We start from the raw sequence: 12646 nt of genomic DNA, 5'->3' as shown, positions 1-12646 counted from the left end.
CGATCCATGGCATGTCTCGACCCCCCTCCCCGTCGCGGCGCCGGATCGCCGAACTGGACGTCCTGCGCGGCTTCGCGCTCTGCGGCATCGTGCTCGCCAACATCCACCCCATCGCCGGCGGCCCGCCCGAGCCCGAACCGGCGTGGATGGGCCTGCTCGTGCACCAGCGCTTCTTCCCGATCTTCTCCCTGCTCTTCGGCGTCGGCTTCTCGCTGCTCCTGGAGTCGGCGGCCCGCCGTACCGCGAGTCCCCGGCTGGTGCTGGTGCGCCGGCTCGGTGCGCTGCTGGCGCTGGGCCTGGTCCACCTGTTCGGGTTGTGGCCGGGCGACATCCTGACCTTCTACGCCGCCCTCGGGCTGCTCGTGCTGCTGCCCTCCACCTGGCTACCCCGCCCCGCCGTGGCGGCGCTGGGCACGGCCCTGGTGATCGCGTCGGTCGTCGCGGGCGGCGAGCGCCTGCTGATGATCTCCGGGCTGTTCCTGTGCGGCTCGGCGCTGACCCGCTACGGGGTGATCGCCCGGCTGGGGGAGTCGGCGCGCGGCATCGCCATGACCGGGCTCATCCTCGCCGCGGGCGCGGCCGTCGCGGTGGAGATCCAGTTCTCCGGCGGCGGCGACCCCGGCTTCGGCCGCCGCCTCGCGGTCGCGGGGCTGTTGGTAGGCGGGGTGTACGTGTGCGGGCTGCTGCTCCTGCTCAAGACGCCCGCGCGGGGCTTCCTGCGGGCGCTCTTCGAGCCGCTGGGCCGGACCGCGCTCACCGGCTACCTGGCCGCCACCGTACTCGTGCTGGCCGTCGACCGGGTGATCGGAGTGGACGTGCCGTTCTGGGCGCTGGCCGCGGGCATCCTGGTGGTCGAATGGCTGTTCGCCACGCTCTGGCTGAGCCGCTTCCGCCAGGGTCCGGTGGAGTGGCTCTGGCGCTGGGCCACCTGGGCCGAACGCCCGCCGCTCCGCCGCCTCCCGGCGGCCGAGGGTCCGCCCCTGCGGAGCCGGTCAGAGGCCGAGAGCGGCGAGGGCGGCCTCGACCGCGAGCGGCCGTAGCTCCTCGGCCGGGATGTGCGCGAACTGCACGGTGATGTCCTGGATGCCGCCCAGGGCCATCACCGCGCGCGCCTGCTGGGCGAGCGTCGGCTCGGGGCCGAGCAGCAACGCGCCCAGCCGCTCCCGCCACTGGATGACCAGGTCGATCAGCCCGAGTTCGGTCAGCGTGCTGAGCTCGCCCAGCAGCATGGCCGTGTCCTCGCGGTGGGCGTAGTTGAAGTCGAAGAAGGCGCCCAGCAGCTCCTCGGGCGGCACCGGCCCGCCGGCCTCCAGCCGGGTCAGCAGCGAGGCGCCGTTCTCCACGATCGGCAGCACGATGCTGCGTACCAGGTCCTCGCGCGAGGTGAAGTGGTAGTAGAGCGCCGGCTTGGTGATCCCGAGCGCGTCGGCGATCTCCTGGAGGCTGGTCTTCTGCACGCCCTGCCGGGCGAACAGCTCGCGGGCCGCCTGCTGGATGCGCTGCTTGGTGCTCGACACCGGCTCAGGATAGCTGACTTAACGGAAGGTAAGTGGGCGTGCTACCGTCTTACTTAACGTTAAGTAAGGAGCGCTATGAAGAGCATCCTGATCTCCGGCGCGAGCGTCGCCGGCCCCGTCCTGGCCTACTGGCTGGCCCGGTACGGCTTCGACGTCACCGTCGTCGAGCGCGCGCCGGCGCTCCGCAAGACCGGCGGCCACGCCGTCGACCTGTTCCGCCCGGCCATGGAGATCTCCGAACGCATGGGCGTGCTGCCCCGGATCGAGGCGGCTGGGACCGGCGCCACCCGGATGAGCGTGGTCCGCGAAGGCCGGCGCAAGGCGGTCGACGTCGACCTGGGCAAGATCTTCCAGGCCACCTCCGACCGGCACGTCGAGATCATGCGCGACGACCTCGCCGAGATCTACTACGACGCGGGCAAGGACCACGCCCGCTACCTCTTCGGCGACTCGATCACCCGCATCGGCCCGGACGGCGAGGCCGAGTTCGAGCGCTCGGCCCCCGGCCGCTACGACGTGATCATCGGAGCCGACGGGCTGCACTCCACCGTGCGGCGGCTGGTCTTCGGCGAGGTGCCCGAGCACCACGTCGGCGGCTACCTCGCCGTCCTGTCGCTGCCCAAGGACCTCGCCGCGGCCGGCGAGGCGCACTCCCGCCTGCACGTGGGCGTCAACCGCGCGGCCGCCCTCTACACCGCGCGCACCCTGCCCGACGCCCGCGCGGTCTTCCTGTTCAACCGCCCCGAGCCGCTCGACTACCACCACCGCGACGTGCCCCGGCAGAAGGAACTGCTGCGCCAGGTGTTCGCCGGCCTGAACCCCGAGGTGGACGGCTGGCTGGCCCGCCTCGACGGCGGCGGGGCCTTCTACTTCGACTCCATCACCCAGCTCCGGCTCGACTCCTGGTCACGCGGCCGGGTGACGCTGGCCGGCGACGCGGGCTACTGCCCGGGACCGGCCGTCGGCGGCAGCACCAGCCTGGCGGTGGTGGGCGCCTACGTGCTGGCCGGCGAGCTCGCCGAGGCGGGCGGCGACCACGAGGCGGCCTTCCAGGCCTACGAGCGGCAGGTCCTGCCGCTCGTGCAGGCCAGCCGCAAGTTCGCGCTCGGCGCGGCCAAGACGCTCATCCCGGGCTCCCGCGCCGCCGTCTGGGGCCTGGTCAACGGGGCCCGAGTCGCCGCCGCGCTGCCCGCCGGCGTCAGCCGTACCCTCGCGAAACTGAACTCCAAGGGCCTGCGGCTGCACGACTCGATGCCGGTCAGGGACTACGCGGCGGGCTGAGCTCAGGCCAGCACGCCGCCGTCGCGCAGCCGGGCGGCCTCCTGCTCGTCCAGGCCCCAGGCGCTCAGGTCGGTCAGCCGGGTGGCCGGCGACAGGTCGGGCAGGGGCGTGCCGAGCAGCCGGGGCGCCGGGCGCGGCTGGCTGGTCCCGCCGACCTCGACGAAGGACTCGCGGGCGACGTTGTGCGGGTGCTCGGCCGCCTCGGCCATGGACAGCACCGGCGAGACGCAGGCGTCCGTGCCGTCGAAGATCTTCTCCCACTCGGCGCGGGTGCGCTTCCCGAACTCCTCGGCCAGCCGCTCGCGCAGGGCCGGCCACTGCGCGGGGTCGTCGCGGTCGGGCAGGTCGTCCACGCCCATCAGGCCGGTCATCGCCGCCCAGAACTGCGGCTCCAGCGAGCCGACGGCCAGGAAGCCGCCGTCGGCGGTCTCGTAGGTGTCGTACTGCGGAGCCCCGGTGTCGAGCAGGTTGGTGCCGCGCGGCCCCCAGTGCCCGCTCCGCGCGGCCTGGTGGAACATGGCGAACAACACCGACGCGCCGTCCACCATGGCCGCGTCGATCACCCGCCCCCGACCGGTGCGCTCTCGCTCCAGCAACGCCAGCAGCACCCCGTAGGCCAGCATCAGCCCGCCCCCGGCGAAGTCGCCCAGGATGTTGATCGGCGGCGTCGGCTTCTCCCCGGCCCGGCCGAGCAGGGACAGCACGCCGGAGACGGCGATGTAGTCGATGTCGTGCCCGGCGGTCGGCGCCAGCGGCCCGTCCTGGCCCCAGCCGGTCATCCGCCCGTAGACCAGGCGCGGGTTGACCGCGTGCAGGTCCTCGGGACCGATGCCGAGCCGCTCGGCGACGCCCGGCCGGAACACCTCGATCACCACGTCGGCCCGCTCGGCGAGCCTGCGGAAGGCCGCGGCGCCGTCGGGCGACTTGAGGTCGAGGCCGATCGTGCGCTTGCCGCGGTCCATGACGTCGCGGCGCGGCCGGTCGTTCACGGCCGCCACCCGGTCCACGCGCAGCACCTCGGCCCCGTGGTCGGCCAGCATCATCCCGGCGAACGGCCCCGGCGCCAGCCCGGCCAGCTCCAGCACGCGCACCCCGGCCAGCGGTCCCTGACGCTCCATCGGGCACTCCCCTTCAATCTGGTACGGCTGCCGCAAATGCCAGAACAATATTCTTATCCCCGATGCCGCGCCTACCCCGCAGCGACACTGACAAGGCGGGATTTCTCCCCGTTACCCGAGAGCGGGAAGATCCGCCCGGTGCGCACAGCACGCGCGCCACGCGTGTGGGAAACTTTTCCCCTTGTCGCGGAGGTTTCGGAATGGTTGGACGGATTGTCGCCGGGCGCTACCAGTTGCGGAGCGAGCTGGGGCGGGGTGGCATGGGTGTGGTGTGGGAGGGCCATGACACCCTCCTCGACCGGCCGATCGCGGTCAAGGAGGTGCTGCTCTCCGCCGGGCTGCCCGACCTCGACCGCGAGCGGCAGTTGCTGCGCACGGCCCGGGAGGCCCGCAACGCCGCCAAGCTGAACCACCCCTCGGTCGTGGCGATCTACGACGTGGTCGAGGAGGACGGCCGGCCGTGGATCATCATGGAGCTGGTCCAGGGCCGCTCGGTGGAGGAGATCGTGGCCACGGCCGGCGCGCTGCCGGTCCGGCAGGCGGCCGACGTCGGCCGGCAACTGCTCGCGGCGCTGACCGCCGCGCACGAGGCCGGGATCATCCACCGGGACGTGAAGCCGAGCAACATCCTGCTCACCCCGGACGGCCGGGCCGTCCTGACCGACTTCGGCATCGCCACCGCCGAGGGCGACGCCTCGCTCACCTCCACCGGGATGGTGACCGGCTCGCCGGCCTTCCTCGCGCCCGAGCGGGTCTTCGCCGCCGAGGCCGGGCCGCCCTCCGACCTGTGGTCGCTGGGCGCCACCCTGTACGCCGCGCTGCTCGGCCGCTCGCCGTTCGAGCGGGGCGAGCCGATGGCCACGCTCACCGCGATGCTCAAGGAGGAGCCCGACTACCGGCGCATCCCGCCCGCGCTGCACCCGGTGCTCCAGGGGCTGATGATCAAGGACCCGGCGGCGCGGATCGGCGCGGCCGAGGCCGACCGGCTGCTCGCCGCGATCGGCAGCGTGGGCGCGCCGCCGCGGCCCGAGGGGCGGCCGGCCGGGCGCACGGTCCTGGCGCTCGCCGCGGCCGTGCTGGCGGTGGCGCTGGGCACGCTCGCCTTCGTGTTACTCCGGCCGCAGGCCGAGGGCGGTCCGGCGGTCGCGCAACGGGTCAGCACGGCGCCGTTGCCGCACCTGGCCGAGGAGACGCCGACGCCGACCGTCTCGGCCACGCCGACCCCGACGCCCACGCCGAGCCGTACGAGAGCCTTGGTCCGGACCTGGACCTCGCCGGACGGGTGGTCGATCGCGCGGCCGGTCGGGTGGGACGGGCGGCGGCGCGACTCCTACACCGAGTGGCTGAAGGCGGACAGGTCGGGCCATTTCAGCGTGCAGCAGCAGTACGCCACGCTGGACGTGAACCAGGTGCTCCAGGACGCGACCACGTTGCTGCCGGACGGGGTGCTGAACTCGCGCAAGCTGGGCGACGGCATGGTCGAGTGGGAGGCGCGCTGGACCGGGCCGACCGAGTCGGCGACCTGGGCCGCCGAGGGGCAGGTCTACCGGCAGCTCAGCCGGGCGGTGGTCGCCGGAGACACGGTCTACGTGCTGTCGTGGACCGCGCCGGAGGAGCAGTGGCGCAAGAGCCTGGCGCTGGGGCGCAAGGTCCTGGCCAGCTTCGTCCCGCCCGTCTCCAGCCAAGGCTGAGCCTCTTTGGGGGGCGGCGAGGCTGAGCCCGGCTCATGACGGGGGCCGGTGGGGCGTGCCAGGATCGCCCCATGACGCCGTGGCACGTGCTCGCCCTCCCGCCCCTCCCGCTGGATCTGCTCCGCAACGTCACCGCGCCGCTCGCCGGCCTGATCGAGCTGAGCGTGCCGGCCACCCGTGACCGCGCCGGACTGCTGGCCGCGCTCGCCGACGCCGAGATCGTGCTCGGCGACTACACCGCAGAACTGGCCCTGGACGCCGAGGCGGTCAAGGCCGCCCCGCGCCTGGCCTTCGTGCAGCAGCCGAGCGTCGGCGTGGACGGTCACGACCTGGACGCGCTGGCCGCCGCCGGGATCCCCCTGGCCAACACCGCGGGCGTCAGCGCGGTCGCGGTGGCCGAATGGTGCCTGGCCGCGACGCTGGCGCTGCTGCGCAAGCTGGTGGCGGCCGACGCCGCGGTGCGGGCGGGGGAGTGGCCGCAGCTCACCCTCCAGCCGCGCGAGCTGTCCGGCTCGAAGGTGGGCCTGGTCGGCTACGGGCCGATCGGCCGCGAGTGCGAGCGGCTGTTCGCCGCCTTCGGCTGCGAGGTCACCCACTGGAGCCGCAGCTCGCAGCGGGAGCCGCTGGAGACCCTCCTGGCCACCAGCGACGTGGTCGTGGTGGTGATCGCGCTGGCCGACGGCACGCGCGGCCTGGTCGACCCGGCCCTGATGAAGCCCGGCGCGGTGCTGGTCAACGCCGCCCGCGGCGGCATCGTCCGGGAGAGCGGCCTGGAGCACCTGGGCGGCGTCGCCCTCGACGTCTTCGAGCGCGAGCCGCTCCCGGCCGCCGACCCGGTCCTTGAACTGCCCAACACTCTGCTGTCCCCGCATGTCGCGGGGGTGACACCGCAGTCGACCATGAGACTGTTCGGGGTGGTGCTCGACAACCTGCGCGCCGCGGTCTCCGGGGAGCCTGTGGCGCATGTGCTCAATGGTGCGTCGCCGCAGGTGGACAGGCGCTGACCGCAAGTTTTCACGGCATTAACGACCCCGGTCTGTTCCATGGTGATTCAGAGAGATACGGTCAGACGGACGATCTCTTGGGGGTGGAGGCCTATGACGAACATGTCGACACACCAGAGGGCCGTTGAGCAGATCAGGCAGTCCTACGCGGAGATCCCGGAGGACTCGGCGCCACGGCTGGCCAAGGCCACCTCGAACCTGTTCAGGTTCCGGGACGGGGGCAAGGCCGCCAAGCTCTCGGCCCGTGACCTGGACGAGGTCATCTCGGTGGACCCGGCGACGATGACCGCCGAGGTGCAGGGGATGACCACCTACGAGCACCTGGTCGACGCCACCCTGCCCTACGGGCTCATGCCTACGGTGGTGCCGCAGCTCAAGACCATCACCCTGGGCGGGGCGGTGACCGGGCTCGGCATCGAGTCCACCAGCTTCCGCGACGGCCTGCCGCACGAGTCGGTCGAGGAGATGGAGATCCTCACCGGCGACGGGCGCATCCTGGTCGCCACCGACGACAACGAGCACCGCGACCTGTTCCGGGCCTTCGCCAACTCCTACGGCACCCTGGGCTACGCGCTGCGGCTGCGCATCAAGCTCAAGCCGGTCCAGCCGTACGTGCAGCTCACGCACCTGCGGTTCACCGACGCCGACAAGTGCATGCTGGCCATGCAGGAGATCTGCGAGACGATGCGGCACGACGGGGAGCCGGTCGACTTCGTGGACGGGGTCTTCTTCTCGCCGTCGGAGCTGTACATCACCGTCGGACGTTTCGCCGACCGCGCGCCGTACGTCTCGGACTACACCGGGATGCGCATCTACTACCAGTCGATCCGCTCGCGCAACCGCGACTGGCTGACCGTGCGCGACTACCTGTGGCGCTGGGACACCGACTGGTTCTGGTGCTCGCGCGCCTTCGGCGTGCAGCAGCCGGTCGTGCGCTCGCTGGTGCCGCGCCGCTACCTGCGCTCCGACGTCTACCGCAAGCTGGTGGCGCTGGACCGCAAGCACGGCGTCACCGCCCGCATCGACCGCTGGCGCAACCAGCCGGTGAGCGAGTCGGTCATCCAGGACATCGAGGTGCCGATCGAGCGGGGCGCGGAGTTCCTGTCGTTCTTCCACGACAAGGTGGGCATGACCCCGGTCTGGATGTGCCCGCTGCGCTCCGGCTCGGAGTGGCCGCTCTACCCGCTGGAGACCGGCAAGCTCTACGTCAACTTCGGCTTCTGGGGCATGGTCCCGCTGCCGCGCGGCCAGTTCGACGGCTACTACAACCGGCTCATCGAGAACGAGGTTCATGCCCTGGACGGGCATAAATCGCTGTACTCGACCTCTTTCTACCGTCGAGAGCAATTCTGGGAGCTCTACAACGGCGATGCGTATTGGAAGGTCAAGCGGGCGTACGACCCCGGGGGTCGCCTGCTGGACCTGTATGACAAGTGTGTGCGGGGAAGGTGAGCAGATGGCACTGGCGTCCATCTTCGAAAGAATCGTCGGCCCCGGGTCGGGTGTCGCGTTCATGGCCTACGACGGCAGCAAGGCCGGGCCGGACAGCGCGGACATCCGTCTCGAAGTGAAGTCCCCCATCGCGGTCGCCTACCTCGCCCAGGCACCGGGCGAGCTCGGGCTGGCGCGAGCCTACGTCTCCGGGCACCTCGACGTGCACGGCGACATGTACACCCTGCTCGACCGCATGTGGACCATCACCACCAACGACCTGTCCCTGAGCGAGAAGGTGGACGCCGTCCGCGCGCTCGGGATGAAGCCGCTGCTGATGCGGGTGCCGCCGCCCCCGCAGGAGGTACGGCAGAGCGCCCTGGCCAGGCTCGGCTCGCGGCACGCCAAGCAGCGTGACGCCGAGGCGATCCACCACCACTACGACGTGTCCAACCGGTTCTACCGCTGGGTGCTCGGCCCCTCGATGGCCTACACCTGCGCGTGTTTCCCCGACGAGGACGCCTCGCTGGAAGAGGCGCAGTACGCCAAGTTCGACCTGGTCGCCAAGAAGCTCGGCCTCAAGCCCGGCATGCGGCTGCTGGACGTCGGCTGCGGCTGGGGCGGCATGGTCATCCACGCCGCCCGCGAGTACGGCGTCAAGGCGCTCGGCGTCACCCTGTCCAAGCAGCAGGCCGAGTGGGCGCAGCAGGCGATCAAGGAGGCCGGGCTGGAGCACCTGGCCGAGGTCCGGCACATGGACTACCGCGACGTCACCGAGACCGGCTTCGACGCGGTCAGCTCCATCGGCCTGACCGAGCACATCGGCAAGGACAACCTGCCCGCCTACTTCTCCTTCCTGTACGGCAAGCTCAAGCAGGGCGGCCGGCTGCTCAACCACTGCATCACCCGGCCCACCGGCTCGGAGAAGACCTTCAACAAGGGCGGCTTCATCAACCGCTACGTCTTCCCCGACGGCGAGCTGGAGTCGGTGGGCTACCTGATCCGGCAGATGGAGGACCTCGGCTTCGAGATCCGCCACGAGGAGAACCTGCGCGAGCACTACGCCAAGACGCTCAAGTTCTGGTGCGACAACCTCGACGAGAACTGGGAGGACGCGGTCCAGGAGGTCGGCCTCGGCACGGCCCGCGTCTGGCGGTTGTACATGGCCGGCTGCATCGTCGGCTTCGAGCGCAACAAGGTGCAGCTGCACCAGGTGCTGGCCGTCAAGCTCGACGACCAGGCCCGGTCGGGCGTCCCGCTGCGCCCCGCCCTCGACTGGCCCTGAGTCTTTCGCAGGGCCGTTTTCGGGCCGCCCGGGGCCTCAGGGCTCCGGGCGTTCCACGGACCTAGCGTGGGCGCGCGCCTCCTCGACCTGACCCAGGATGCGCGCCGCCCCCGCCTCGGCGGCCAGCCCGGCCGCCTCCTCCGCCAGCTCCCGGGCCTCGGCGTGCCGCCCCTGCGCCGCGGCGAGGTGGATCAGCCCCACCTGGTTGGCCGCCACACCCGCCCAGAGCCCGAGCTCGCGGCGGAGCCGTACCGACTCTTCGAGCCGCTCCCGAGCACGATCGAGCTTCCCGGCGGCATGCGCCGCGATGCCCAGATGCCGCAGCGCCTCGGCCTGCGTCCTCCGCGCCCCGTGCTCGCCCGCCAGCCCGGCCGCCTGCTCCAGCAACGGGACTGCGGTGTCGTGATCGCCGAGCACCACCTGGTGGAAGCACCCCACCCAGAACAGTGCCTCGGCCTCACCCACCGGATCCCCGAGCGCCCGGTAGATCCCCAGCGCCTGCTCGAACAACCCGAGCTCGCCCGGATCAGCCTGCCGATCGGCCAGAAACCGGGCGTGCAGCACCCGCCCCCGCCCCACCAGCAGATCGGCCTCGACCGCCGACAGGGCGCGTTCGGCCGCGGCCAAGGCGCCGGTGTCACCGGCGTACACCGCGCGCTCGTAGAGCTCCAAGGCCTGGTCGATCCGTGCGTCCGCGCTCATGCTCACTCCAAGGTCCGTAGGTGGGTGCGCTGGCCTTCGTGGTCGAGGATGCCGAGGATCTCCACCGGCCCGCCGTGCGCCCCGAAGGCGTGCGGGATCATGGTGGAGAACTCCGCCGCCTGGCCGGCCTCGACCAGGATGCGCCGCTCGCCCAGGGCGAGCTCCAGCGTGCCGGACAGCACGGTGAACCAGTCCCGGCCGGGGTGCACCTTGAGCGCGGCCGGGTCGGTGGGCGCGGGCCTGGTCAGCCGGATCTTGGCCACCGAGGCGCCCGGCTCGCGGGTCAGCATCCAGGTGGTGACGCCCCGCTCGGGGTCGTGGTGCGGCCGGATGATCACGTCGGTGTCGTCGGCGGGCTCGACGAGCTGGTCGATCGTGCTGCCCAGGGCGTGCGCGATCGCGCTGAGCTGGTCGAGGCTGATGCGCCGGTGGCCGGTCTCGATGCGGCTCAGCGTGGACGGGCTGAGGTAGCACCGCCCCGCCAGGTCGTCGAGCGACCAGCCCATCGCCACGCGAAGCCCCCGGATCCGCTTCCGGACGAGGGCGTCCACGTCGTTGTCTTGCTTCATACGCAAGATGGTATGTCTCTAGGGCAAGTACCGCCTACTGTCGAAGCATGACGAAGCACGCGCACCACCAGCACGGCCATGATCACGACAGCGAAGCCCTCATGGCCGAAATGCTCGATCTCGACGCCGAGGTGCTCCGCGAGCCCCTGGCCGAGGTTGCCGACTGGCTGGCGGAGCTGGCGGGCGAGCCCGCCCCGGCCCGCCTGCTCGACCTGGGGGCCGGCACCGGCACCGGCACGCTCACCCTGCTGCGCCGCTTCCCCGGCGCCGAGGTGCTGGCGGTGGACCTGTCCCCGCGCTACCTGCACGGCCTGCGGCACAAGGCCGGCGAGCTCGGCCTGGCCGAGCGGGTCCGGACCCTCCAGGCCGACCTCGACGCGGGCTGGCCGGCGGAGGCCCGGGAACTGGACCTGGTCTGGGCGGCCGGCTCGGTGCACCACCTGGCCGACCCCGACCGGGTGCTGCGCGAGATCCTCGCCGCGCTGCGGCCCGGCGGGCTGGTCGCGCTGGTCGAGATGGACGGCTTCCCGCGCTTCCTGCCCCACGACCTCGGCTTCGGCCGTCCCGGCCTGGAGGAGCGGCTGCACGCCGCCCGTGCCGAGCGGCACGCCGAGGAGATGCCGCACCTGGGCGACGACTGGGGTCCCCGGCTGACGGCGGCCGGGTTCACCGAGGTCACCGAGCGTGTCGTCTCGCTGGAGCAGCGCTCGCCGGTGCCCGGCCTCACCCGCCGGTACGCGCAGGTCACCCTGCAGCGCTTCCGCGAGGGCCTGGGCGGCCAGGTGGCGGCCGACGACCAGAAGACGCTCGACGTCCTGCTCGACGAGCACTCGCCCGGCGGACTGCTGCGCCGCGATGACCTGCACCTGCGGGCCGAGCGCCACGTCTGGGTGGGCCGCCGCTAACCGGGCAGGACTCGCACGTCGACGCCGGGCAGGCCCTTGACCCACCAGTGCCCGAACCGCCGGTACAGGGCCGGGTCGCGGCCGGAGAAGAAGGCGGTGAGCGCCGCCGCCTCCACGGCCAGCCCGGCCCACTCCGCCTCGGAGAGCGGCCGGAAGGCGGTCGCCTCGATCCCGCCCTCGACCACCCGCCACACCCCGGCGACGTACCCGTCCACCAGCAGGGTCGGCAGCACGTCCCCGTTGCGCTGGATGACCGCGGGACGGAACTCGGCCGGAATGATCCGCGCCCGGTCGGCGTAGGCCAGCAGCACGTTGTCCCACATCCCCAGCAGCCGGGCCGGCGCGGGCGTCGCCTCGTCCGGCACCTCGCCGCCGGCCAGGTCGAACAGCTCCGTCCCGCCGGGCCCCTCGACCCGGCGCACCCGCTCGCCGAGCCGGGCCAGTTCCTGCCGGATCAGCGGCCGCCCGAGCAGGGTGAACTGCGCGACATCGGCCACCGACGCCGGCCCGAACGCGCCGAGGTAGCGCAGCACGAGCTCCCGCAGCCCTTCCTCGGCCGAGCTCGGCTCACCGCCCGCGGCCACGAACGAGGCCCGGCCCGTCTTGAACGACCACGGGCCGCCGGTGGGCGCGTGGTGCAGCCGGGCGAAGGTCCGCAGCGCCCACCAGACCCGTTCGCGCGGCTCGCCGAGCGCCGTCTCCAGGTACTTCTCGATCTCCCCGGCCGTGCGCGGGGTCAGCGCGAACTCGTCCAGCCCCGGCAGCAGCGCGTCGGCCTCGGCGACGGTCAGCCCGCTCTCGGCGAACCGGGCGTCGTGCAGCCGGGAGGCGCGCAGGTTCGGCGTCATCACCGCGTGCAGCGCCGGGTAGTCCTCGATGTGCACGGCGTGCAGGGTGAGCCGCATCAGCGACGCCTTGACCACGCCGCGGTCGGCGAACAGCGTGTCCAGGTCGGCCGCCTCGAAGCCGGCCAGCCTGTTCCACAACGCCAGGTACGGCGAGGCTGCCTCCTGGGCCTGGAGACCGACCAGATGCCGGACGGCGTCGGGGACGGACAGCTCGGCACGGCTCAGGAGGAGCTGGCGCTGGAGGGTGGCCCGGTTGAGCTGCCGCGCGGTGAGACTCATAGACCCATTGTCGGTT

At 72.4% G+C, this 12646-nt stretch carries 12 protein-coding genes; 7 read left to right on the top strand and 5 right to left on the bottom strand.

The window, feature by feature from the left end; all coding sequences use genetic code 11:
* Positions 1-11 precede the first annotated feature (11 nt).
* Positions 12-1040 (top strand): DUF418 domain-containing protein, encoded by a 1029-nt coding sequence (locus ACIBG7_RS29275; protein ID WP_397338312.1) that lies wholly within the window; start codon positions 12-14, stop codon positions 1038-1040.
* On the opposite strand, the gene ACIBG7_RS29270 is transcribed toward ACIBG7_RS29275, so the two are convergent.
* Positions 993-1517, bottom strand: coding sequence for a TetR/AcrR family transcriptional regulator (locus ACIBG7_RS29270; RefSeq protein ID WP_357922129.1), 525 nt, complete (start codon positions 1515-1517; stop codon positions 993-995). The genes ACIBG7_RS29275 and ACIBG7_RS29270 overlap by 48 nt on opposite strands.
* 75 nt (positions 1518-1592) lie before the next feature.
* Between ACIBG7_RS29270 and ACIBG7_RS29265 the strand changes: the two genes are divergently transcribed.
* A complete protein-coding gene (locus ACIBG7_RS29265) occupies positions 1593-2798 on the top strand; it encodes an FAD-dependent monooxygenase (protein WP_397338311.1) in 1206 nt (401 codons plus the stop codon).
* A 2-nt stretch (positions 2799-2800) separates the two neighbouring features.
* Here the strand turns inward: ACIBG7_RS29265 and ACIBG7_RS29260 are convergent, their stop codons facing one another.
* Positions 2801-3916, bottom strand: coding sequence for a CaiB/BaiF CoA-transferase family protein (locus ACIBG7_RS29260; RefSeq protein ID WP_357922124.1), 1116 nt, complete (start codon positions 3914-3916; stop codon positions 2801-2803).
* A 200-nt stretch (positions 3917-4116) separates the two neighbouring features.
* On the opposite strand from ACIBG7_RS29260, the gene ACIBG7_RS29255 reads away from it, so the two are divergent.
* From ACIBG7_RS29255 to ACIBG7_RS29240, 4 genes are all read left to right on the top strand, one after another.
* Complete coding sequence (locus tag ACIBG7_RS29255; protein ID WP_397338310.1) at positions 4117-5607, top strand: serine/threonine-protein kinase; 1491 nt, start codon at positions 4117-4119, stop codon at positions 5605-5607.
* Positions 5608-5678: 71 nt separating this feature from the next.
* Entirely contained in the window at positions 5679-6611 is a 933-nt protein-coding gene (locus ACIBG7_RS29250) for an NAD(P)-dependent oxidoreductase (RefSeq protein ID WP_397338309.1), read from the top strand.
* Positions 6612-6704: 93 nt separating this feature from the next.
* Positions 6705-8063 (top strand): FAD-binding oxidoreductase, encoded by a 1359-nt coding sequence (locus ACIBG7_RS29245; RefSeq protein WP_397338308.1) that lies wholly within the window; start codon positions 6705-6707, stop codon positions 8061-8063.
* Between the two features lie 4 nt (positions 8064-8067).
* On the top strand, positions 8068-9327 hold the full coding sequence (locus ACIBG7_RS29240; protein WP_357922112.1) for a class I SAM-dependent methyltransferase: 1260 nt from the start codon (positions 8068-8070) through the stop codon (positions 9325-9327).
* A 36-nt stretch (positions 9328-9363) separates the two neighbouring features.
* Here ACIBG7_RS29240 and ACIBG7_RS29235 read toward each other — a convergent pair whose 3' ends face one another.
* Positions 9364-10029, bottom strand: coding sequence for a tetratricopeptide repeat protein (locus ACIBG7_RS29235; RefSeq protein WP_397338307.1), 666 nt, complete (start codon positions 10027-10029; stop codon positions 9364-9366).
* 2 nt (positions 10030-10031) lie between these two features.
* A complete protein-coding gene (locus tag ACIBG7_RS29230) occupies positions 10032-10598 on the bottom strand; it encodes a helix-turn-helix domain-containing protein (RefSeq protein WP_397338306.1) in 567 nt (188 codons plus the stop codon).
* Positions 10599-10645: 47 nt separating this feature from the next.
* Between ACIBG7_RS29230 and ACIBG7_RS29225 the strand changes: the two genes are divergently transcribed.
* Positions 10646-11503 (top strand): class I SAM-dependent methyltransferase, encoded by an 858-nt coding sequence (locus ACIBG7_RS29225; protein WP_357922103.1) that lies wholly within the window; start codon positions 10646-10648, stop codon positions 11501-11503.
* On the opposite strand, the gene ACIBG7_RS29220 is transcribed toward ACIBG7_RS29225, so the two are convergent.
* Positions 11500-12630 carry a winged helix DNA-binding domain-containing protein gene (locus ACIBG7_RS29220; RefSeq protein WP_357922100.1) on the bottom strand — a complete coding sequence of 377 codons (1131 nt, stop codon included), beginning with the start codon at positions 12628-12630 and terminating at the stop codon, positions 11500-11502. The two genes, ACIBG7_RS29225 and ACIBG7_RS29220, sit on opposite strands and share 4 nt — an antisense overlap.
* Positions 12631-12646: the final 16 nt, after the last annotated feature.

It is taken from the genome of Nonomuraea sp. NPDC050328, from assembly GCF_044459405.1.
In the GTDB taxonomy this organism is placed as follows: domain Bacteria; phylum Actinomycetota; class Actinomycetes; order Streptosporangiales; family Streptosporangiaceae; genus Nonomuraea.
This window is presented reverse-complemented; position numbering and strand designations above follow the sequence as displayed.